At 69.6% G+C, this 21,477-nt stretch carries 20 protein-coding genes; 12 read left to right on the forward strand and 8 right to left on the reverse strand.

Translation table 11 applies throughout. The annotated features are described in order from the left end of the window. Positions 1–76 precede the first annotated feature (76 nt). Positions 77–1,021 carry an NADP-dependent oxidoreductase gene (locus AB0H76_RS18395; protein ID WP_357324838.1) on the reverse strand — a complete coding sequence of 315 codons (945 nt, stop codon included), beginning with the start codon at positions 1,019–1,021 and terminating at the stop codon, positions 77–79. A gap of 79 nt (positions 1,022–1,100) precedes the next feature. Between AB0H76_RS18395 and AB0H76_RS18400 the strand changes: the two genes are divergently transcribed. The 5 genes from AB0H76_RS18400 (at position 1,101) to AB0H76_RS18420 (ending at position 5,088) form a co-directional block, all read left to right on the forward strand. Further along, positions 1,101–1,493, forward strand: coding sequence for a helix-turn-helix domain-containing protein (locus tag AB0H76_RS18400; protein WP_357324841.1), 393 nt, complete (start codon positions 1,101–1,103; stop codon positions 1,491–1,493). Positions 1,494–1,680: 187 nt separating this feature from the next. Next, the gene (locus AB0H76_RS18405; protein ID WP_357324844.1) at positions 1,681–2,385 is read left to right on the forward strand and encodes a TVP38/TMEM64 family protein; all 705 of its coding nucleotides are present in this window, start codon (positions 1,681–1,683) and stop codon (positions 2,383–2,385) included. Between the two features lie 108 nt (positions 2,386–2,493). Continuing rightward, positions 2,494–3,684 (forward strand): NAD(P)/FAD-dependent oxidoreductase, encoded by a 1,191-nt coding sequence (locus AB0H76_RS18410; protein WP_357324847.1) that lies wholly within the window; start codon positions 2,494–2,496, stop codon positions 3,682–3,684. Positions 3,685–3,708: 24 nt separating this feature from the next. Continuing rightward, positions 3,709–4,335 (forward strand): helix-turn-helix domain-containing protein, encoded by a 627-nt coding sequence (locus AB0H76_RS18415; protein WP_357324849.1) that lies wholly within the window; start codon positions 3,709–3,711, stop codon positions 4,333–4,335. 24 nt (positions 4,336–4,359) lie between these two features. Next, the gene (locus AB0H76_RS18420; RefSeq protein ID WP_357324852.1) at positions 4,360–5,088 is read left to right on the forward strand and encodes a dienelactone hydrolase family protein; all 729 of its coding nucleotides are present in this window, start codon (positions 4,360–4,362) and stop codon (positions 5,086–5,088) included. Here the strand turns inward: AB0H76_RS18420 and AB0H76_RS18425 are convergent. Continuing rightward, on the reverse strand, positions 5,064–6,920 hold the full coding sequence (locus tag AB0H76_RS18425; protein WP_357326240.1) for a Na+/H+ antiporter: 1,857 nt from the start codon (positions 6,918–6,920) through the stop codon (positions 5,064–5,066). The two genes, AB0H76_RS18420 and AB0H76_RS18425, sit on opposite strands and share 25 nt — an antisense overlap. A gap of 143 nt (positions 6,921–7,063) precedes the next feature. Between AB0H76_RS18425 and AB0H76_RS18430 the strand changes: the two genes are divergently transcribed. From AB0H76_RS18430 to AB0H76_RS18445, 4 genes are all read left to right on the forward strand, one after another. Then, positions 7,064–7,990: an alpha/beta hydrolase gene (locus tag AB0H76_RS18430; protein WP_357324855.1), complete on the forward strand. Its 927-nt coding sequence runs from the start codon at positions 7,064–7,066 to the stop codon at positions 7,988–7,990. 374 nt (positions 7,991–8,364) lie between these two features. Further along, positions 8,365–8,970 carry a TetR/AcrR family transcriptional regulator gene (locus AB0H76_RS18435; protein ID WP_357324858.1) on the forward strand — a complete coding sequence of 202 codons (606 nt, stop codon included), beginning with the start codon at positions 8,365–8,367 and terminating at the stop codon, positions 8,968–8,970. 109 nt (positions 8,971–9,079) lie between these two features. Further along, positions 9,080–9,724: a dihydrofolate reductase family protein gene (locus tag AB0H76_RS18440; protein ID WP_357324861.1), complete on the forward strand. Its 645-nt coding sequence runs from the start codon at positions 9,080–9,082 to the stop codon at positions 9,722–9,724. 155 nt (positions 9,725–9,879) lie between these two features. Beyond that, on the forward strand, positions 9,880–10,854 hold the full coding sequence (locus AB0H76_RS18445) for an enoyl-CoA hydratase-related protein (RefSeq protein ID WP_357324864.1): 975 nt from the start codon (positions 9,880–9,882) through the stop codon (positions 10,852–10,854). A gap of 7 nt (positions 10,855–10,861) precedes the next feature. Here the strand turns inward: AB0H76_RS18445 and AB0H76_RS18450 are convergent, their stop codons facing one another. Next, the gene (locus tag AB0H76_RS18450; protein WP_357324867.1) at positions 10,862–11,989 is read right to left on the reverse strand and encodes an NAD(P)/FAD-dependent oxidoreductase; all 1,128 of its coding nucleotides are present in this window, start codon (positions 11,987–11,989) and stop codon (positions 10,862–10,864) included. A gap of 102 nt (positions 11,990–12,091) precedes the next feature. Continuing rightward, a complete protein-coding gene (locus AB0H76_RS18455; protein WP_357324870.1) occupies positions 12,092–12,895 on the reverse strand; it encodes a HEAT repeat domain-containing protein in 804 nt (267 codons plus the stop codon). Between the two features lie 124 nt (positions 12,896–13,019). On the opposite strand from AB0H76_RS18455, the gene AB0H76_RS18460 reads away from it, so the two are divergent. Beyond that, on the forward strand, positions 13,020–14,162 hold the full coding sequence (locus AB0H76_RS18460; RefSeq protein WP_357324872.1) for a hypothetical protein: 1,143 nt from the start codon (positions 13,020–13,022) through the stop codon (positions 14,160–14,162). 7 nt (positions 14,163–14,169) lie between these two features. Here the strand turns inward: AB0H76_RS18460 and AB0H76_RS18465 are convergent, their stop codons facing one another. The 3 genes from AB0H76_RS18465 to AB0H76_RS18475 all read right to left on the reverse strand — a co-directional run bounded on the left by AB0H76_RS18465 (position 14,170) and on the right by AB0H76_RS18475 (position 17,963). Next, positions 14,170–16,305 carry a molybdopterin oxidoreductase family protein gene (locus AB0H76_RS18465; RefSeq protein ID WP_357324874.1) on the reverse strand — a complete coding sequence of 712 codons (2,136 nt, stop codon included), beginning with the start codon at positions 16,303–16,305 and terminating at the stop codon, positions 14,170–14,172. Between the two features lie 111 nt (positions 16,306–16,416). Next, positions 16,417–17,301, reverse strand: coding sequence for an SGNH/GDSL hydrolase family protein (locus AB0H76_RS18470; RefSeq protein ID WP_357324877.1), 885 nt, complete (start codon positions 17,299–17,301; stop codon positions 16,417–16,419). Positions 17,302–17,393: 92 nt separating this feature from the next. Continuing rightward, positions 17,394–17,963: a TetR/AcrR family transcriptional regulator gene (locus tag AB0H76_RS18475; protein ID WP_357324880.1), complete on the reverse strand. Its 570-nt coding sequence runs from the start codon at positions 17,961–17,963 to the stop codon at positions 17,394–17,396. A 96-nt stretch (positions 17,964–18,059) separates the two neighbouring features. Between AB0H76_RS18475 and AB0H76_RS18480 the strand changes: the two genes are divergently transcribed. Together AB0H76_RS18480 and AB0H76_RS18485 are read left to right on the forward strand one after the other, a co-directional pair. Continuing rightward, entirely contained in the window at positions 18,060–18,881 is an 822-nt protein-coding gene (locus AB0H76_RS18480; protein WP_357324883.1) for an SDR family oxidoreductase, read from the forward strand. Next, complete coding sequence (locus AB0H76_RS18485; protein WP_357324886.1) at positions 18,878–19,954, forward strand: dihydrodipicolinate reductase; 1,077 nt, start codon at positions 18,878–18,880, stop codon at positions 19,952–19,954. Before AB0H76_RS18480 ends, AB0H76_RS18485 begins: the two co-directional genes overlap by 4 nt. 333 nt (positions 19,955–20,287) lie before the next feature. Here AB0H76_RS18485 and AB0H76_RS18490 read toward each other — a convergent pair whose 3' ends face one another. Continuing rightward, positions 20,288–21,448: an epoxide hydrolase family protein gene (locus AB0H76_RS18490; RefSeq protein WP_357324888.1), complete on the reverse strand. Its 1,161-nt coding sequence runs from the start codon at positions 21,446–21,448 to the stop codon at positions 20,288–20,290. Positions 21,449–21,477: the final 29 nt, after the last annotated feature.

Genomic DNA, 21,477 nt, shown 5'->3' on the forward strand with positions numbered 1-21,477 from the left:
TATCCGAGCGGGCTGTCCACTGGTGCGATCCGGCGGCGAATGTCGTTGGGGGACGGAGCTCTCCGCCGATGCGGCGTCAGGGGATCAGGACGAGGCGGCCGCGGAGGTGGGTGGTCTCGAGTTGTTCGTGGGCGGTGGCGGCCTGGTCGAGGGGCAGGGTGGCGGCGACGCGCAAGGTGAGGTCGGCGGCGGCGAGGGTGGACAAGGTGGTGGGGTCGGCGCTGATCCATTGCTGGTGGACGGTGATGGCGCGCAACGGGGTCAGGGGCGGGCCGCCGGCGACGGTGGCGTAGACGCCGCGGGTGCGGACCGCTGCCAGGGCTCGGATGCCCAGGCCCGCGGTGTCCAGTGCGCCGTCGACGCCGCCGGGGATCAGGGAGCGGAGGGTTGCGGCGAGGTCCTCGGTGTCGCGGTCGAGGAACCAGTGTGCGCCGATCGCGCGCAGGAAGGTTTCGTCCGGTGGGGCGGCGAGGGCGGCGACGCGCAGGCCGCGGCGGGCGGCCAGTTCGACGGCGAAGCCACCGACCGCGCCCGCCGCGCCGGTGATCAGCACGGTGTCGCCAGGGGTGAGGGCGAGCAGGTCCAGGGCTTGCAGGGCGGTCGAGCCGTTCAGTGGGAGGGTCGCCGCGGCGGTCGCGGGCACCCCGGATGGTGCGGCGGTGACGGCGTGGGTGTCGAGCACGACGTAGTCGGCGTAGGTCCCCAGGTTCGTGTCCAGCAGATCGCGCAGTCCGATCACGCTCTGGCCCACCGTGAATGCCGTGACGCCGGGGCCGGTGGCGGTGACGATCCCGGCGACGTCCCAGCCGATGCCGGTGATCGCGCGTTCGGCCATCAGACCGGCGGCGGCCAGGGCTCCGGAGCGGGTGGCCACGTCCACCGGGTTCACCGTCGCCGCGTGGACGCGGATCAGGACCTGCCCCGGACCCGGTGCGGGGATCGGGCTTTCGAGGAGCTCCAGGACGTCGGGGGTGCCGTAGCCGCGGGCCACGATCGCGCGCATCGTTTCTCGGTCGGTCATGGTGCATAACTTAGGGAGAGGTACTCTCCCACGGGAAGTAGGCACTCGACAGTGCCTACCGCACCGCAAGGAGACCAGCGTGCCCACTCGCACGGCCGCGCAGCAGCGCGAACAGGCCGGCGCGGCCTACGACGCGTATCTGGCCGAATGCCCGGCAAGGCACCTGCTGGACCGGATCGCCGACAAATGGGTCAGCCTGGTGATCAACGCGCTGGCCGAGGGCCCGCAACGCTACAGCGATCTGCACCGCCGCCTGGCCAGCGTCAGCCAGAAGATGCTCACCCAGACCCTGCGCAACCTCGAACGCGACGGCCTGCTCACCCGCACCATGGCCCCGGCCGCCCCGGTGCGCGTCGACTACGAGCTCACCGAACTCGGCGTCTCCCTGCTGCCGGTGATGCAGGCGATCAAGGGATGGGCCGAGAACCACATGGACCAGGTCCTCGAGCCTCGGCAGGCCTACGACGGCTGACGCCTCATGCCCGGATACCGCACGAGCCGACCGAGATCTGTTGCAGGCCAATAGCTCTGGTCCATCCATCGCGGCGCTCGGCCGACAGGCCCGAGGCCATCGGTCGCCGCCGCCGAGGCGAGGACTGCCACCATCGGCGCGGTGGCGATTCGCGAGGCGGGCCGGTGTGCGGCAGGGTGGAACCACCATGAGTGAGACAGAGGATTCGGTTCCGGAGAGCCGGTGGCGGGATGGGGTGCGGCTGGGGGTGTTCGCCGCGTTCCTGCTGGGGATGTTCTATCTGGTTGCCGTGGTCCGGGTGATCGACATCGAGTCGGTGCGGTCGATGGTGGCGGCTACGGGTCCGGCGGCGCCGGTGGTGTACGCGCTGACGGCCGCCCTGCTGGGTGCGGTGCTGGTGCCGGGGCCGATTCTGGCGGCCGGTAGTGGGCTGTTGTTCGGGCCGCTGGTGGGGACGTTCGTGACGCTGGGGGCCACGGTGGGGTCGGCGGTGGTGTGTGGGTTCGTGGGGCGGCGGGCCGGGCGCCGGAGTGCGCGCGGGTTGCTGGGGGCCGCGCGCACGGATCGGCTCGACGCGCAGATCGCGCGGCGCGGGTTGTGGGCGGTGGTCGGGCAGCGGTTCATTCCGGGCGCGCCGGACGCGCTGGCGTCCTACACCTTCGGCGCGCTGGGGATTCCGCTGTGGCAGTTGGCGGCCGGGGCGTTCATCGGGTCGGCGCCGCGCGCGTTCGTCTACACCGCGCTGGGTTCCTCGATCGGGGATCTGTCGGCGCCGCTGGCCTACGCCGCGATCACGGTGTGGTGTGTGGTGGCGATCATCGGCGCGTTCGCCGCGCATCGGGGTGTGCGGAACTGGCGTCGTCGCGATGCCGAGGCCGACGTGCCGTCCTGAGTGTTCGAGCGCCGCACGGAATCATCGCGGCAACAACCGAATTCGCCCCGCGCCAAGATAAGTACGCTACCGTAACTACGGTTGCGTACTTACTGGAAGGCGGCGGCGATGACCCCGGAGACATGCCTCGTGGTGGGTGCGGGCCCGGTCGGTTTGGTCGCCGCACTCGCCGCGGCCCGCAAAGGACTGCCCACCGTCGTGCTCGAAGCCGAGCCCCGCGAGCGCGTGCGCCCGGGCAGTCGCGCGATCGTGCTGATGTATCCCAGCCTGCGCCGCCTCGATTCGATAATGCCGGGGCTGAGCCGCCGGATCCGGGCGGCCGGGATGACCCCGCACGGCTACGACGCCTTGTACGCCGGGCGCCGGGTGTTCAGCGCCCCCGTACTCAACCCGGGATTGATGAGCAGCCTGCCCCAGCGCGTCACCGAGCAACTGCTCTACGCCGAATGCCTGGCCCACGGCGTCGAATTCCGCTGGCAGGCACCGGTGACCGGACTCGACTCCGGCCCCGACGGCGTCACCCTCACCCTCGCCGACGGGCAGCGCCTCGCGGCGGGGTACGTGATCGGGGCCGACGGCGCGCGCTCGGTGGTGCGCACGGCCATCGGGGCGCGCATGCGGGGCAGCACCGATCCGACACCGTTCCTCATCGTCGATGTCGATCAGCACCCGGACGGGTCGACGCCGTTGCGCGGCTACTTCCACTACCGCTGCCCGGAATTGGACGGGCGCAACGTGATGCACATGCCGTTCGCGGGCGGGCTGCGCGTAGATCTGCAATGCGCGCCCGGCGACGACGTCGAGTTCCTGTCCGGTCCCGAGGGCATCGGCACCTGGATGCCCAAGGTGGTCGATCCCTGGTATGCCGAGCACGTGCAGTGGGTCTCGCACTACCGCTTCCATCAGGTAGTGGCCGAGTCCTACACCGACACCCACCGGCGGGTGCTGCTGGCGGGGGAGGCCGCGCACCTGTTCGCGCCGTGGGGCGGGCGCGGGCTGAACTCGGGGATCTTCGATGCCACCGACGCCGCGCACGCCATCGCCGCGGCCGTCGCCGACCCGCATCGGCGCCGGCGCCTCATCGAGGACTGCGCCGAGCGGGGCCGCCGGTGGGGCCGGCACAACCGCGACATCTCCTCGAAAGGGTTGCGGCGCATGCGCGGCAACGACCCGCGCATGCGCCTCCAGCGCGGTGTCGCGGCCCGGCTGGCGCCGGCGGTGTGGCCGGCGGGCGCGTGGCTGGCCAACGGGCCGGTGCAGGTGCCGGTGCCGCGCCCGGGCGCGCGCGGCTTCTACTGAGTGCCGGTCATTAAGCTGGGCGCGGTGAGCGACCCCGCCAAGCGTGCCCGTCAGCCCCGGATGCAGTTGGCGGTGCGCCGCGAGCAGGTACTGGACGCGGCGTTGCGGTTGGTGGCCCGGCACGGATACGCGGCGGTCAGCATGGAGGCCGTCTCGCGCGAAGCCGAGCTGGCGAAACCGCGGGTGTATGCGGCCTATCCGGGCGTGGAGGCGTTGCTGCTGGCCCTGTTCGAACGCGAAGGGGCCAGGGCGCTGGCCACGCTGGCCCAGGCGATGCCCGTCTTCGATCCCGAGCGCGACTTCGACGACATCCTGATCAGCGCGACGACCGATCTGCTCGACGCGGTGGCCGCGCAACCGGATTCGTGGCGGCTGCTGCTGTTACCCGCCCAGGACGCACCGCCGCAGGTCTACGAACGCGCCCGTGCCGCACGGCAATTCGCGCTCGATCAGCTGACCGCGCTGTTCGAATGGGGCCGTGACCGCCGCGCGGGCCTGTCCGAGCTCGATCTCGAGGTGACCGCGCAGTCGATGCTGGCGATCGGTGAGCGGGCCGCGCACCTGGTGCTGACCGATCCCGAGCGGTTCCCCCCGTCCCGCTACCGGGACTTCGCGCGCACACTGCTGGCCGCCTTCGCTGTACATGTCTGAGACAGTGGCCTAGATTCGGTGCGCATGGAGAGCATCGTGCTGAACGCCCCCGACGGCCCGATCGACGCCGTGCTGGCCCGGCCGCAGGGCCCGGGTCCGTGGCCGGGGGTGGTGATCCTGCACGACGTCACCGGCTACAGCACCGATCTGCGCCGCCACGTCGAGATGCTGGCCGCGCACGGCTATCTGGCGATCGGCCCGGACCTGTTCGGGCGCGGTCGGGTGCGGTGCATGCGCTCGGTGATGCGGTCGCTGTGGTTCACCGGCGGCAGCACCGAGCAGGACCGCGAACCGGTGCGCGACATCCTGGCCGCGCGCGCCCACCTGCTCGCCGACCCGGACTGCACCGGGCGCACCGCGATCAGCGGTTTCTGCATGGGTGGCGGGTTCGCGCTGCTGTGCGCGCCCAAGGGATTCGACGCCGCGGCCCCGTTCTACGGCGGCCTCTACGGCGACTACCGCACCCTGCTCGCCGGTGCCTGCCCGGTGGTGGCCAGCTACGCGGCCCTGGATCCGTCGCTGCCCGGCGCGCAGGCCAAGCTCGGGGGCGCGCTGACCGAACTCGGTGTGCCGCATGACATCAAGACCTATCCGCGCACCACCCACGGCTTCGCCAACACCTTCCCCGGCGATCAGCTCCTACGTGTGACCGGGTTCGGGCACAACGCCCCGGCCAGCGCCGACGCCTGGGACCGGGTGTTCACCTTCTTCGACCACCACCTGCGCGATCAGCCCAGCAGCTCGTCGACATAGCACCAGCGCCACGCCTCACCCGGCTCGATACTGCGGATGACGGGGTGCTCGGTGGCGCCGTAATGCTTGGTGGCGTGGTTGCCCGGCGAGGAATCACAGCACCCGATCTGCCCGCAGCTCAAACACATTCGCAGATGCACCCAGGTCAGCCCCTCGGCCAGGCATTGCGCGCATTCGGCCGGGCCGTGCGGTTGGGCGGCCAGCGGGGCGGCGCGCAGGTGGGCGCAGTCGTCGGCGGAAGTGCCCGCGAGCAGTTCGACGCGGTCGTCCTCGGTTTCGTCGAAGCGGTCGATCATCGATTCCTCGAGGTCCAGGCGCGCCATCACGTGCTGCAGGATCTCGTAGTCCATGCCGCCGGCGTCGCGCACCCGCAGCACGGTCTCGCGTTCGGCGGCCAGCATCGCCAGGCGCAGGCGCCGGTATTCGGCGGTGGGGGTGGCCTGTTCGGATTCGGCGCGGCCCAAACGTTCCCAGGCGGCGTTGGTCTTCCAGGCGACCCGTTCGCGCAGCGAGGCCACCACCGCCTCGGGGGTCTCGGGGGTGATCTGGCTGTCGAGCACCGCCAGCCCGGCCGAGGTCGCCTGGGAGAGCAGCCCGGCCTTCTGCAAGGCGTCCTCCGCGCGGCTGGGCCCGCGCAGCTTCAGCAGGCGCACCAGCCACGGCAGCGAGGTCCCCTGCAACAGCAGGGTGCCGCCGACCACCACCAGGGCCAGCAGTTTGAGCACCGCCAGCTGCGGAGTGTCCTCGGGCAGCAGCAGCACCGCGGCCAGGGTGACCACCCCGCGCATGCCCGCCCACGACACCACCGCCGCATGGCGGGTGGCTTCCTCCGGCGGCGCGGTCGTCTTGCCCATGCGGCCCAGCAGCAGCGACACCGGGAACACCCACAGCGGGCGGGCCAGCATCACCGCCGCCAGCACCGCCAGCGCGGCCACGACCACCGTGGTGTGGTCGAGCCCGCTGTGCCAGGCCTCCTCGACGATGCCGCGCACCTGCAACCCGATGATCAGGAACACCGCGCTCTCCAGGATGAACTGGATGGTGCGCCAGTTGGTGCGCTCGGCGATGCGCGAGGCCGCGCTCTGCCAGGCCGGGGCGTTGTGGCCCAGGATCATCCCGCACACCACCACCGCGATCACCCCGGAGGCGTGCACCTCCTCGGCGGGCAGGTAGGCCACGAACGGGGCCAGGAACGACAGGGTGGTGTCGAGCACCGGGTCGGTGATGCGCCGGCGCAGCAGGGCCAGCAGCGCGGCGACCACCACACCGACCAGCGCGCCACCGCCCGCGGCGAGCAGGAAGTCACCCCCGGCGTTCCACACCGAGACCGTGCCCGCCGAGGCCGCGATCGCGGTACGCAACGCCACCAGCGCGGTCGCGTCGTTGAACAGCGACTCGTCTTCCAGGATCGTCACGATCCGGCGCGGCATCCCGATGCGCCGGGCCACCGCGGTCGCCGCGACCGCGTCCGGGGGCGCGACCACCGCGCCCAGCGCCACCGCCACCGCGAAGGGCACCGGCAGCAGCAGCCACACCACCGCGGCCACCACGAAGGTGGAGAACAGCACCAGACCCACCGACAGCAGCGCGATGGTGCGCAGGTTGGCGCGGAAGTCGACCAGGGAGGTGCGGATCGCGGCGGTGTAGAGCAGCGGCGGCAGCAACCCCAGCAGCACCACCTCCGGATCCAGGTGCACCGCCGGGACGAACGGCAGATACGAGGCCGCCACACCCGCCAGCGTGAGGACCAGCGGTTCGGAGACACCGAACCGCCGCGCTATCGCCGCCAGGGAGGTGGCCGCGGCTACGAGAACCACCAGGCCGATCGCCATATGCACTGCTGCATTCTCGCAGAGCATGATCATCGGCCCGCCGCTCCGCGTCCCCGGACGGTAGTTGACATGTACCGGAGCAACGGAACCCGCTGTGGGAGTAGCGTTCACACGCGATGCTGGTCGGCACGAGGAGGTTGGACATGGAGGAGTTCGCGCAGTGGCGGGCCCACGGGCGCCGGTTCACCCATCGCGGCCATCAGATCTTCTGGCGTGACAGCGCGTTCAGCGCGACCCTGCCCGCCGACGGGGAGGCAGTTGTCGAGCCGGGGCGGGCGCTGCTGTGTGTGCACGGCTTCCCGACCGCGTCCTGGGATTGGCACGCGATCTGGGCGGGGTTGACCGCCGAGTTCGATCGGGTACTGGCCCCGGACATGATCGGTTTCGGCTTCTCGGCCAAACCCCGCGACTACGAGTACTCGATCCTGGACCAGGCCGATCTGCACGAGCGGCTGCTGCGCGAGCAGGGGGTGCGCCGGGTGCATGTGCTGGCCCACGACTACGGCGACACCGTCGCCCAGGAGCTACTGGCCCGCGACGCCGAACGCCGCCGGGCGGGGGATCAATCGCTGGTCGTCGAATCGGTGTGCCTGCTCAACGGGGGACTGTTCCCCGAGACCCACCGTCCGCGCGCGGTGCAGAAGCTGCTGGCCGGGCCGCTGGGGCCGGTGCTGAGCCTGCTGGCCACCGAGTCGACCTTCCAGCGCAGCCTGGCCGCGGTGTTCGGGCCCGACACCCAGCCCTCGGCGGCCGAACTGGACCAGTTTTGGCTGCTGTGGTGCGGGCGGCACGGCAAACGCAACGGTCACAAGCTGATCCGCTATATGGCCGAGCGGCGCCGGCACCGGGAACGCTGGGTCGGGGCGCTGGTCGGCACCGAGGTGCCGGTGCGGTTGATCGACGGGCTGCTCGATCCGGTGTCCGGGGCGCACATGGTGGCGCGGTATCGCGAACTCGTGCCCGAACCCGATGTCATCGAATTGGCGAAGGTCGGTCACTATCCCCAACTCGAAGCGGCGGAGGAAACGCTGGCCGCATTTCTCGAATTTCATCGGACGCGGGTGAAATGACAGAAAAAACCCGAGCGCCAACTCAATAACCGGTTAGTTACCGATGATGGCGTTCGGGTGAAAACACTGCGGCACCAGCTGTTTTCCGGGCCGCCGCGCGTTGGGCTCAGAAGAAGATCCAAAGCCCAGAGGCCAGGACGGTTGCCACAAATACGATTCCTGCGATGAGAAGCTCGATGATCATGGAACTTTCCTTTCGTGTCATTCCGCACTGTGCGGACATGGAGTTAATCTCCAGCAAAACGTGATCTGTTTCACTTTTTCGGACCCGAAAGAAAAATAGGCGGCTGACCCGCGCGGATTTATGGGTATCGCCGCCCGCGATAATCCGCGGCCGCCGACCCGGGTTATGGCGGGCACCATAGAATGGCGGGGTGGCAGCCAGACCCCGCACCGGACCCGCCCGCCCGCGCCTGCCCGACGCCCGGCAGACGATGATCGCCGGCGCCATCGACTCCCTGCGCGTGCACGGCGTCAGCGGAACCAGCGTCGACCGGGTGCTCGCCGCCACCGGCGCCCCGCGCGGCTCGGTCTACCACCATTTCCCCGGCGGGCGCACCCAGCTCCTCGGCGACGCGGTCAGCGCGGCAGGCGGGGTGATGAGCGAGCTCATCGAGCAGCTGACCCGCGACAACGATCCCGCCCAGGCCCTGGAACAGTTCGCCGCCCTGTGGCGGCGGACCCTGCGCGAGAGCGATTACCGTGCCGGCTGCCCGGTCTTCGCCATCGCCGTGGAAACCACCGAGGACACCCCCGAGCTCGCCGACGCCGCCACCGAGATCTTCGCCCGCTGGCACCGCGCCCTGGCCGGACTGCTCGTCCGTCACGACTTCCCCGCCGACCGGGCCGCACGCCTGGCGACCCTGACCGTGGCCGCCGTCGAGGGCGCCATCGCGTTGAGTCGCGTCCAGCGCAGTACCGCCCCGCTCGACGACGCGGTCGAGGAACTGCGCGGTTTCTACGCCACCGCCACCCGATGAACACGCCGGCAACCTGTCGGCAATGTCCGCTGTCCGGCGATGAGTTTTCCCGGCCCGGCCGGTCTACCGTTCGTCAGATGATCAGAAAGTACGACGCACGAGGAGCCAGATGAGCCAGCTGCTGCGGGTCCAGAACTTCACCGTCTCGAGCGACGGGTTCGGCGCCGGCGAGGGCCAGAGCCTGGAGACGCCGTTCGGTCATGCCGATCCGGGCGACCTGCTCGCTTGGGCTCTGGCCACCGACCACCCGCCCATCAGCCGCGCCGAGCCCGGTAGCCGAGGCCTGGACGACTACATCACTCGGGACGACTCCCGCAATATCGGCGCCGAGATCATGGGCCGCAACAAGTTCGGGCCGCAGCGCGGACCGTGGCAGGACCACGAGTGGCAGGGATGGTGGGGTGCCGAGCCCCCCTTCCACACGCCGGTGTTCGTCATGACCCACCACCCGCGCCCGTCGTTCACGCTCTCCGACACCACATTCCACTTCGTCGACGACGACCCGGCCGCGGTACTCGCCCAGGCCGAGCAGGCCGCGCAGGGCCGCGACGTCCGGCTCGGCGGTGGCGCCACGATCATCCGGGCGTTCCTCGAGGCCGACCTCATCGACACCTTGCATGTGGCGGTCGCGCCGACGAAGCTCGGCTCCGGGGCCCGGCTGTGGGAGTCCCCCGACGAGCTGACCGACCGGTTCCACCAGGATGTCGTGCCCAGCTCGAGCGGTGTCACACACCACCTGTTCTGGCGAAAGTAAGGTCCGGCCGCGACCAAGCGGGCGGGGAAAGTCTGTGCAGGCGACCAGAGACGGGTGCGGCGCGAACGGTTACCGTGGCATCAACCCATGTGCGGGCCGAATCGGTTGCTGGGCAAGCGGTTCGGCAACCCCGCCGCCCGTCAGAGGAGATCGCGATGACCCGTGCCGCCGACCTCGCGTTGGACACCATCGAGCTGGAACAGGACGGGCGGGTCGTGACCGCCGCCATCGTCGCCCCGCCCCTGAACTTCGTCACCACCGCGGTGGTGCGGGATCTGGATCGGCTCACCGCGGCCGTCGACGCCGACACCAGTGTCGGGGCGGTGGTGCTCACCGGGGGACTGCCCGGGCGGTTCCTCACCCACGCCGACCCGCGCGCACTGACCGGCATGATCGAACTGCCGCACCCGTTCGTGCCGGCGCGGGTCGCGGCACCGCTGCTGCGGGCAGGCACGCTGGCGTTGCGGATCCCCGGTGCCGCGGACGCGGTGGAACGGGTCGGGGGCGGTCTGGGTGCGGGGCTGGTGTGGGGTTATCGGTGGAAGCGAACCACGCTGCGGATGAACCGGTCCGGGGTGGTCTATCTGGCCGCGATCAACGGTCCCGCTCTCGGGGGCGGTCACGAGATCGCGCTGGCCTGCGACCTGCGCTACGCCGCCGACGCCGAGCACGTGCGGTTCGGGCAGATCGAATCGCTGGCGAACCTGATCCCCGGCGGCGGCGGCACCCAGCGCCTGATCCGGCTCGTCGGCGCCGCCAAAGCCATCGAGCTCACCTTGGAGGGCGCGCCGATCTCCGCCGCCGAAGCCCACCGGCTCGGCTTGATCCACCACCTGGTCGACCCCGAGCAGCTGCTCACCGAAACCCGCACCACCGCAGCCCGTCTGGCCGCCCGCAATCCCGTCGTCGTCGCCGAGGCCAAACGCGCCATCTACTTCGGTACCGACAAATCCCTGTCCCGCGCCCTGGACGCCGAACAGGCGGCCTTCGTCTCCACCGGCACCACCCCGGCCGCCACCCGCACCACCCTCGCCTTCTTCGACGACCTGGACCGCCTGGGCGACACTCCCTTCCTCGCCGACCCCAAACCCTGGATCAACGGCACCCGCGTCGACCAAACCACCCCCTGACGCTGGTTCAGCCGTTCTGTCCGGGGTCGGCCAGCGCGGCGACCATGTTCTCCGGGGAGGCGGCGAGTTCGGCGAAGAATTCGGCGGCCTCGACCGAGATTTCGGTGCTGCGGCGGAACAGGGTGTGTTCGTAGGTGGACAGGGCGGCTTCGAGGTCGCCGGGGTGGGCGGCCAGGGCTTGGGCGAGGTCGGCGCCGTCGAGCATGGCCAGGTTGGCGCCTTCGCCGTTGGGGGCGGTCAGGTGGGCGGCGTCGCCGAGCAGGGTGACGCCCGGGACGCGCGCCCAGCGGTGGCCCAGGGGCAGGGTGTAGTGCGGGCGCAGCACCGGTGCGGTGTCGGCCTCGGTGATCAGGGCGGTGAGTTCTGGTGCCCAGCCGTCGAATTCGCGCGCGATGCGGGTGGTGGCCGCGGCGGTGTCGGTGAAGTCGATCTCGGCGAACCAGTCCAGCGGCCGGGTCAGGACCACATAGGTGTGCAGGGTGTCGCCGCGTTCGCGGTGGGCGTGGATCTGGGCGCCCGGCGAGGGTGCCAGCAGTGAACCGCTGCCGACGGCTCGGGCGGCGGCGGGATGGCGGGTGTCGGCGTCGTACAGGTAGGTCTCGACGAAGGCCTCACCCGCGTATTCGGGGACCGCGTCGGACAGCAGCGGGCGGATCCGCGACCACGCGCCGTCCGCACCGACCAGCAGATTCGTGACTACGGAGGTGCCGTCGGCGAAGCTCACCTCGTGGCTGCCCTCGGTCAGGGTGCGGGCCGCACGGACTTTGTGGCCCCAGCGGACCGTGCCCTCGGGCAGCGAATCCAGCAGCAACCGACGCAGTTCGGCACGCAGCACTTCCGGGCGGCCACCGGTGCCGTCGTCGGCCTTGTCCATCAGGACGGTGCCGCTGGGGTCCAGGATCCGCATCGCCTGGCGCCCCTCCAGGACCAGCGCACCGAACTCCGCGGTCAAACCCGCCGCGTGCACGGCCAGCTGGCCGTTGTAGTCGTGAATGTCGAGCATGCCGCCCTGCGCGCGGGCGGTCGGCGAGTCCTCGGCCTCGTAGACCGTGGCCGCGATGCCGTGCACGTGCAGAACCCGGGCCAGGGTGAGGCCGCCGAGTCCGGCGCCGATGATCGTTACCGAAGGAGTCATGATGTTTCCCTTTCCTCGTCTCGGTGACGACGATGCGCGGCCGGGATTGCACGGCCCTTGCGCCGGGCTTGCGTTGCCTTGCGCCGGCCCGAATCCGGCGATTCAGGATTCGCGGGCGGCGATCGCGGCCTGGATGCGCCGCAGGGTGCGCAGCCCCTTCTTGGCGGCGACGCCGACGATGCCGTCGAAGACGGTGGCGCCGCGGTCGTGGGCCATCAACCGTTCCAGGGTGGGCACGGCACGATCGTCGCCGGTGGAGCCGAGTGCGACCGCGGCCCAGTAGCGCTGGTCCGGATCGTCGCGGCCGGCGGCCTCGATCAGCCGCGGCAGGATGGCGGGGCCGAAGGTGGACAGGGCGCTGGCGATGTAGCCGATGCGGAAGTAGCGGCGGTGCTCGAATTCGTCCCACAGCGCGGCCAGGGCGGCCTCGCCACCGATCATGCCCAGGGCCTCGGCGGCCCGTTCGCGCATGTAGCCGATCGAGTCGTGCAGGAAGGGTGCCAGAGCGGGGACCACCGATTCGTCGCCGAGTTCACCCAGCGCGAGGATCGCTTGCTCGCGCGCCATCTCCTGGGGGTGGTCGAGCAGGGCGAGCAGCCCGGGGACCGCGTCGTGGAAGCCGAGTTCCGCGCAACCCATCGCCGCCCAGGCCCGGCAGTTGTAGCGGGTGTCGGCCAGTGCGGCGAGCAGCGGGGCTTTCAAGGTGTCGTCGCCGAAGACCTCGGCACGGTTCAGGGCCCGGCTGTAGAGGGTGCGGTGGTAGTCGGGATAGTCGCGCACGAGCGCGCGCAGGGTTTCCTTGGCGGAGGTGTCGCCGTCTTCGGCCCGGGTGAGCAGGCGGCGCAGATTCTCCTCGCGGGTCTCGAGATCACCGTCGTGGAGCAGTCGTGCATCGGCTGGGTTCACCGCCCAACGGTACCTGGCGGGCACCGCACCGATTTCCGCCCGCGATCTCCACATTCCGCACACAGATCCGCGCGCGGTGCCCGATACGCTGACCGCCGATACGCGAGTGACGGTGAGGGTTCGAATGACGCGGTGGGGCAACATCTTCGGCTGCGTCCTGGTGGCGGCGCTGAGTGTGACGGGGTGCGACACGATCCTCGAGGAGACGTCCGCGTTCGGGGTGGGGTCGGTGCAGTTCGTCTCCGAGGACGAAGGCTGGGTGCTCGGCCGACCGGCCGGCTGCACAGGGCAGTGCATCGAGATCCGGCACACGACCGACGGCGGCCGCAGCTGGCGCCGGGCGCCGGCACTGCCGTTCCCGCCCTCGGGGCTGGTGTTCGCCGATTCCCGCAACTGGTTCGCCACCTACCGCCCGCCGACCCCGGGCGCGGTGCTCTCGGAGTTGTGGTCCACCCATGACGGCGGCGAGCACTGGCAGCGGGTGCTGCTACCCGGCGTCCGGCTGTGGGAGTACCTCCCGGAGGTAGTGGTCGCCGACGGCACCGTGCAGGTGCCGTTCTTCGACCCCTACTCCGGGGAGATGTTCGTCGTCACCGGCCCGGTCGGCACCGACGACTTCACCAGGTCGGAGCCGCTGCGGGTGCCGGTCGACGCCGACGAGTACCGGTCGCGGTCCCACGAGTTCGGCATGGTGCGCGCGGGAACGACGACCTGGTTCGGCGGCGGCCTGGACTCCCCGACCCGACGCGCGGCACCCGGGCGCGAGGCGCGCCTGATCGACGGCCGCTGGTCGAGCTGGGCGCTACCGTGTCCCGAGCGCCACCGCCCGAAACTGTTCGCGCCCAACATCTCCGCGCTGCTGATCTCCTGCATTCCCCGCGCCGAGGACGACATCGCCTTCGGAACACACCACCTGTTCGTCTCCACCGACGCCGGGGACACCTTCACCCACCGCGGCGTGCTACCCGCGGCACTGACCGCGGCGGCCACCACCGAGGATCTCGTCGTCGCGATCACCGACCCGTCCGACGACACCCGGACCGCCCTGCGCACCTCCCACGACGGCGGACGCACCTGGACCACCACCCTCGCCCCGCCCGCAACCCGCGGCCTGCACGGCAACCCGCACGTGACCCACGGCGCATTCTTCACGCCCCGAGTCGGTTTCGTCGTCCTGCCCTACATCGGGACCGCGCCCGACGGGGAAGAACGCCTGTACCTGACCCGCGACGGCGGCGACACCTGGAACCTGCTGGTCCTCGACTGAACCCAGGTCAGGACACCGCCTGCACCCGCACCCAGGTGCTGTTGACCGCCGCGGCCCCGGAGAACGTATCGGTGAGCGCGGGATCGTGCAGGGCGTTGACGTTCTTGCCCGGCAGCGAGGCCGCCAACTGCCAGCCGACACCGGGTTCCTGATGGCCCCAGCCGTGCGGCACGGCGACGGTGCCGGGACGGATGTCGGTACTGATCTCGACCGGGACCACGATCGAGCCCGACTTCGAAGCGACAGTGACCGGCGCGCCGTCGGTGAGAGCGCGCGCGGCGGCATCCTCGGGATGCATCAGCGCCGTGCAGCGGTCCTTGCCTTTGACCATGGCGGGCACGTTGTGCAGCCAGGAGTTGTTGCTACGCAAATGCCGCCGCCCGATCAGGCGCAGATCGAAACCGTCACCGGTATCGTGCTGGAGCTCGGTCAGCAGCGCCCGCGCGGCGGTCACGAAATCCGGGGGCGCCAGCCGCACCTTGCGGTCCTTGGTGCCGATCAGCTGACGCAGGCGCGGCCGCAACGGCCCCAAGTCGACACCGCCGGCACTGTCACGCACCGCGGCGATCGTCAACCCCTTCCACCCCCGCCGCAGCAGCCCGTACGGGCCGGTGGCGATACCCAGCGCCGACAACCGCATCGGGCTCACCTGATCGAAGAGCCGCCGCACCACACCGGTACTCAGCCCACGCGCGGGCAGCGGCAGCAACTCGGTCACCAGCCGGGCCAGGATCTCCCAATCCTCCAGACTGCCCGCGGGCGGATCGAAGACCCGCGCGCTGTAGCGCAGATTGTTGCGCACACTGAACACCGGCAACAGCACATCGACCTCCTCGCGTTCCAGCGGCGAGATCGGCGGCAGGATGATGTCGGCGTGGCGGGTGGTCTCGGTGACGTACATGTCCACGGCGACATAGAAATCCAGCCCGTCCAGCGCCGCGTCCAGCTCACCGCGATTCGGCGTGGACAGCACCGGATTACCGGCGTAGGTGACCATCGCCCGGATCGTGCCGTTGCGGATCTCCTCGGTCAGCGCCGCCACCGGCAACTCCGAACGGAACGACTTGAACCGCCCCGAACTGTCGGTCCACGCACCGTGACCCATCGGCAGATACTTGCCGACCCGCGGGGCATCGATGGGCGGAGTGGCAAACATCTGCCCGCCGACCCGGTCCAGATTCCCGGTGACAGCGTTGACCACATTGACCAGCCACTGCGTGAGCGTGCCCGTCACCTGCAGGCACACCCCGAGCCGGGCATAGAGCACCGCCGACTCCGCCGCCGCGTGCTCACGCGCCAGCCGCCGGATCACCTCCGCCTGCACCCCGGCCAGCGGCGCGACCCGCTCGGGCGGGAACTCGGTGACCAGCGCCCGGATCTCGGCCCACCCCGCACACTGCTTCACGATCGCGCGCTCGTCACACAGCTCCTCGGTGACCAGCACGTGCAGCATCCCCAGCAGCAGATACGGATCCCCACCCGGAATCACCGCGACATGCTCGTCGGCCAGGCGCGCGGTCTCGGTGCGACGCGGATCGATCACCACGACCTTGCCCCCGCGCGTGCGCACGTCCTTGATGCGCAGCTTCGCCCCCGGCATCGTGGTGATCGACCCGTTCGACACCGCCGGATTCGCCCCCAGGATCACCAGCCGGTCGGTGCGATCGATATCGGCCACGGGCATCAGCACATTCGACCCGAACATCTGCCAGGCCGCGAACTCCTGCGGGAACTGATCGATCGAGGACGCCGTGAAGAAGTTCTTGGTCAGCAGCACCGCGCGCAGCAGCGCCCCGTAGACCACCGAGGCACTGTGCGCGGCCGGATTGCCCAAATACATGCCGATCGCGCTGGGCCCGTGCGCGGACCGGACCGCGCGCAAGCGCTGCCCGATCTCGGTGAACGCCTCGTCCCAGCCGATCGGCTCGAACTCGGTGCCCACCCGCCGCATCGGGGTGCGCAGCCGGTCGGGATCGTGGTGCAGCCCGCCCATCGCGGTGGCCTTGGGGCAGATGTAGCCCTTGGACAGGACGTCGTCGGGATTGCCTTCGATCCGGCGCACCTGCGGGCCCTCGACGGTGACCAGAATTCCGCAGTGGGCCTCACACAGCGTGCACTGGCGGGCGACAGTAGTCGAGCTCACCAATCCAGGCTACCCCGCGTGACCCAGACGGTTGATCCACCCGTAGGCGGATCTTCACCCGTCACTGTGACGTATTACGTTGAGGGGCAGGTGAATACGGGGGAGCGGCGACTATCGGCCCAGGGCCGCCAGCACACTGCGCGCCTGATGATCGGCACCCAGCTGATTCGGATGGAACGGCACCGCCGGCCCCGCCGGATCACTGGACAACGGCACCAAGCCCTCACCCCAGCGCACACCCGGCGCCTGACACGCGTCGTGCCCGTGACTACCCGCATAGGTATCGACATGCTCCACACCGGCGGCCCGCGCCACCCGCGCCAGCATCGCGTTCAACTCGCGCAGCCGATACCCCAGCCAGATCGCGTCGGCATCCGAGATCGGGATCTCCGGGAAACACCCACCCTCGACACCGACGATCTCGAAGTAGTTCAGCAACAGCACGCGAGCCCGCGGCGCGCGCTCGCGAATCCCCTGCAGCACCGCCGCCACCTTCGGCTCCGCCTCGGCGATCGCCGCCGACATCCGATCGCCGCCACCGGCGGTGAAGGTGTTCAGGCACGGCGTCGCCGCCGCGTCCACGGTCACGCAGTTCATCACCGCCGCGGCCAGGCCCGCGTCGTTGCCGCCGATCAGCACCGTCACCAGATCCGTGGCCGGGCTGAGCTTGTCGAACTGCGGGGGATTACCGGTCGAGGTCTTCGACACCTGCGGGCGCGTCATGTCCTCGGTGATCGCCCCACCGCAGGACGCGTCCCGGAACTCCGGCACCGCCAGCGCCTGCGCCACCTGCCGGGCGTAGCTGCTACTGCTCTGCAGGCACGACACGGGCGTGAACTCGGTGGTCAGCATGGACGGATTCAGCGTCACGTCCGCGGCCCACGAATCACCCAGCGCCACATACTCGGTGAACGACGGCGCGGCCGTTGCGGGCGGCGCCAGCACCCCGAAACCCAGAGCGGCACAGGCGAACAGCGCCCACGATCGCTTCTTCATGACCCTCCAACGGAAACCGCCCCGACCTGGACATCCGCCCAGCTCAGGTGAAAGTACCAGCCGGTAACCGATTACGCGGCGAAACGACCGCCTCAGTCCGGACGCTTACCCAGAATGCCGTAGAGCAGCAGATCCTCCAGCGACCCGGCGAAACCCTCCAGATCATCGATATCGCGAATACACATCGCGAACAACGCCGCACCGGCGATCGTGTCCAGCAACGTATCCGGATCCAACCCGGCCCGCTCCGGCGCGAGATACTCACCCAATTCGGCACGCGTGGGGGAGTCCAACCGGGCGGACAACTTCTCGTAGAGGGTCGCGTCCTGCCGCATCTCGGTCATCAACCCCGGCATCGCCGCACGAGTCTCGGGCGAACCGAACAACTGGATCGTGCCCCGGATGACCTTGCGGATCTCACTGGTCAGATCGGCCGCCGTATTCGCCATCCCGACATCGGGAAACACCGCCTGCGCGATCAGATGCGCCTTGGACGGCCAGCGCCGATAGATCGAGGGCCGGCTCACCCCCGCGCGCACCGCGATCGCGTCGATCGAGGTTGCCGCATAACCGTTCTCGACCAGCAGACTACGCGCGGCCTCCAGCACCGCGGTATCGACCGCGGGGTCGCGACGGGGGCCGAGCCGGGGGCGTGAGGTCACGAAATCTCGTCCTTGTGAGGGCGGGCAGCAGTCGTTACAGTCTGTCACAACAAAGTCGTTACAGCGTGTAACTGCTACGGACTTCGAGGAGGAGCCGTGTCAGCCGTCCCCACCACACTCACCGACACCTACCGGGCGGTGCCGCTACTACAGGACAAGGTCATCGTCGTCTCCGGCGTCGGCCCCGGACTCGGCCACGCCCTGAGCACCGAAGCCGCCCGCATGGGCGCCAACCTCATCCTGGTCGCCCGCACCGAACAACGCCTGCGCCAAGTCGCCGACGAAGTCATCGCCCTCGGCGCCAAAGCTGCCGTCATCCCCACCGACATCACCGACGAACAACAGCGCACCGACCTCGTCGAACGCGCCGTCGCCGAATTCGGCCGGATCGACTGCGTCATCAACAACGCCTTCGCCATCCCCCCGATGAACCCCATCACCGAGATCGACCTCGCCGCCCTGCGCGCCGTCAACGAAACCAACGTCTACGCGCCCCTGCGCCTCTCGGCCCTGTTCGCCGACGCCCTCGCAGCCAGCCGCGGCTCGATCATCATGCTCAACTCCTGCGTCTCCTACAGCTCCCAACCCGAATTCTCCGGCTACAAACTCTCCAAGGGCACCCTGCAACACCTCGCGTCCTCCCTGGCCACCGAACTCGGCCCACGCGGCATCCGCGTCAACAGCGTCGCACCTTCCTACGTCTACGAAGACATCAACAAGGCCTACTTCGACTGGCTCGCCAGCCAAGCCGGCGTCGACCACGCCGAGATCTACCGGCAGAAAGCCGAACCCACCGACCTCAAACGCCTGGCCGGACCCGAAGAAGTCGCCCGCGCCACCCTCTTCCTGGCCAGCGACCTCGCCACGGCCGTCACCGGGCAAATGCTGACCGTCGACTGCGGGGAGTTCCACCGATGACCACCAAGAAGCGCATCGTGCTGTGGGGGACCGGCGTCGTCGGCTCCATGGTGCTCACCGAAATCCTGCGCCACCCCCGATTCGAGCTCGTCGGCGTCGGCGTCTCCAACCCCGACAAGGTCGGCAAGGACGCCGGCGACCTGTGCGGCGGCCCGAAAACCGGCATCCTGGCCACGGATTCGGTCGAGGAACTGATCGCCACCCGGCCCGATGCCGTCGTGCACTACGGGCCCACCGCCGCCGTCGCCGACGAGAACATCCGCGTCATCGGCTCCTTCCTGCGCGCCGGCATCGACGTCTGCTCCACCGCGATGACACCCTGGGTCTGGCCGCACATGAAACAGGTCCCCGACGTCTGGCGCGACCCCATCACCCAGGCCTGCGCCGAAGGCGGCGCCTCCTGCTTCACCACCGGCATCGACCCCGGATTCGCCAACGACCTGTTCCCGATGACCCTGATGGGCCTGTGCGGCGAAGTCACCTCGGTACGCGCCTCGGAACTACTCGACTACACCGAATACGAAGGCGACTACGAATTCGAGATGGGCATCGGGCACCCACCCGAATTCACCGCCCTGCTCGAACACCCCGACATGCTCGTCATGGCCTGGGGCGCGACCGTGCCGATGATCGCCGCCGCGGCCGGCATCGAACTCGACGACATCACCACCACCTGGGACAAATGGGTCACACCCACCGACCGGCCCACCGTCAAAGGCGTCGTCAAGGCCGGCACCGTCGCCGCGATCAAGTTCTCCATCAACGGGATCTATCAAGGGCGTGAGGTGATCACCCTGGAGCACGTCAACCGGATCGGCCTGGACGCCGCACCGGACTGGCCCGCCGGCACCCAGGACGACGTGTACCGGGTCGACATCCTCGGCTCACCGTCGATCTCCCAGGAGACCTCGTTCCGGTTCACCGACGGCTCCCACCGCACCCCGGCGGTCGCGGGCTGCCTGGCCACCGGCCTGCGCGCACTCAACGCCGTGCCCGCCGTCAACGACCTGCCGCCGGGCTGGGTCACCGCGCTGGATCTGCCGCTGATTCCAGGCGCCGGCACCATCCGCTGACCCTCGAGACCCCCGGGAGCCCACCACCTTTCCGTCACAGTGACGTATTGACGGAGGGTGGTTGGACCCTGGGGCAGAAGGGGTAAATGGGCACAGAAGTGCCGATATAGAGAAATTACTGCCTGAAGCAGATTTGACAGGAATATTTCCATCTGGCAGTAAATGACGCGGAGCAGATCAGTGCATGCATCGACTGCACCGCGGACGCCGCGGGGGTTCCGAAGCCGCCGGGGCGTCCAGCCATGCTTGCGGAGCGACGCATACATCAAGATCATTCGGTGACCGCGGCACCCCTTTTACGGCGGCGTTCTTCAACCGATAATCGACATTATGTCAACTAGTGGCGCTCAGCACTGCCCCGAGACCTTCTTGCAGGTCGTGCACGAAGTACTCCGGAACCTCCAGCGACGGGAAATGTCCTCCAGCATCGGGTGAGCGCCAGTGCACGATCCGCCGGTACCGCTCCTGCGCCCACGGCCGCGGCGTCTTCTCGATGTCTCTGGGATACATGGTGATTGCCGCCGGGACCTCGACCCGCAGGTCCGGATCCAGCGAGTTATGGCTCTCGTAGTAGATACGCGCCGCCGACGCACCGGTCCCCGTCAGCCAATACAGGGTGACATCGTCGAGGACCCGGTCCAGCGAGATCGTCTCGAACGGGCTGTCCTCGGTATCGGACCACTCCGCGAACTTGTCGAGGATCCAGGCCAGCAGCCCGACCGGCGAGTCGACCAGCGCATAGCCGATGGTCTGCGGACGGGTCGCCTGCTGCTTCGCGTAGGCCGCGCGATGGCGCCAGAAATGGTGGGTCTCCTCGGTCCACTGCCGTTCGGTCGCCGTCAGGCCGTCCGTCGACAGCCCGGGCGGCGCCTCCGCGAACGTCGAGTGGACGCCGATAACGTGCGCCGGGAACCTGCCCGCCAGCACCGTGGTGATGTTGCCGCCCCAGTCACCGCCGTGCGCCAGGAACCTGTCGTAGCCGAGCCTGCCCATCAGTTCCACCCAGGCGGCCGCGATCTTCTCGGTCCCCCAGCCGGTCGTCGTCGGTTTGTCGCTGTAACCGAAACCGGGCAGCGACGGGATCACGACGTGGAACGCCGGCGCGCCTGCTTCCGGCGGATCCGCCAGCTCGTCGGCGACATCGATGAACTCGGCGATACTCCCCGGCCAGCCGTGTGTCATGAGCAGCGGCGTGGCATCCGCACGGGCGGATCGGCGGTGCAGGAAGTGGATGCCCAGACCGTCGATGGTCGTGCGGAACTGGCCGATCCGGTCCAGGCGCTCCTCGAACGACCGCCAGTCATATCCGGTGCGCCAGTAGTTCACGACCTCGACCAGATCGGCGAGCGGGACGCCCTGGCCCCATCGGTCCGGGCCGTGCGCGACCGTCTCGGCCTCCGGTAGTCGCGCCGCGGCCAGCCGGGCGCGCAGATCGTCGAGTTCGGCGTCGGTCGCGTGGGATTCGAATGCTTGCACGTCGCTGGTAAGGGGCATGAGATCTCCTGTCCATCAAAAGAACCATC

Origin of the sequence: Nocardia sp. NPDC050712 (assembly GCF_040654295.1) — a bacterium.
In the GTDB taxonomy this organism is placed as follows: domain Bacteria; phylum Actinomycetota; class Actinomycetes; order Mycobacteriales; family Mycobacteriaceae; genus Nocardia.

Coding starts and splice junctions, on each gene's coding strand:
- AB0H76_RS18410 (WP_357324847.1), top strand. CDS start 2,494: ATGACCCCGGAGACATGCCTCGTGGTGGGTGCGGGCCCGGTCGGTTTG.
- AB0H76_RS18405 (WP_357324844.1), top strand. CDS start 1,681: ATGAGTGAGACAGAGGATTCGGTTCCGGAGAGCCGGTGGCGGGATGGG.
- AB0H76_RS18430 (WP_357324855.1), top strand. CDS start 7,064: ATGGAGGAGTTCGCGCAGTGGCGGGCCCACGGGCGCCGGTTCACCCAT.
- AB0H76_RS18425 (WP_357326240.1), bottom strand. CDS start 6,920: ATGGCGATCGGCCTGGTGGTTCTCGTAGCCGCGGCCACCTCCCTGGCG.
- AB0H76_RS18445 (WP_357324864.1), top strand. CDS start 9,880: ATGACCCGTGCCGCCGACCTCGCGTTGGACACCATCGAGCTGGAACAG.
- AB0H76_RS18490 (WP_357324888.1), bottom strand. CDS start 21,448: ATGCCCCTTACCAGCGACGTGCAAGCATTCGAATCCCACGCGACCGAC.
- AB0H76_RS18485 (WP_357324886.1), top strand. CDS start 18,878: ATGACCACCAAGAAGCGCATCGTGCTGTGGGGGACCGGCGTCGTCGGC.
- AB0H76_RS18440 (WP_357324861.1), top strand. CDS start 9,080: ATGAGCCAGCTGCTGCGGGTCCAGAACTTCACCGTCTCGAGCGACGGG.
- AB0H76_RS18450 (WP_357324867.1), bottom strand. CDS start 11,989: ATGACTCCTTCGGTAACGATCATCGGCGCCGGACTCGGCGGCCTCACC.
- AB0H76_RS18470 (WP_357324877.1), bottom strand. CDS start 17,301: ATGAAGAAGCGATCGTGGGCGCTGTTCGCCTGTGCCGCTCTGGGTTTC.
- AB0H76_RS18395 (WP_357324838.1), bottom strand. CDS start 1,021: ATGACCGACCGAGAAACGATGCGCGCGATCGTGGCCCGCGGCTACGGC.
- AB0H76_RS18460 (WP_357324872.1), top strand. CDS start 13,020: ATGACGCGGTGGGGCAACATCTTCGGCTGCGTCCTGGTGGCGGCGCTG.
- AB0H76_RS18420 (WP_357324852.1), top strand. CDS start 4,360: ATGGAGAGCATCGTGCTGAACGCCCCCGACGGCCCGATCGACGCCGTG.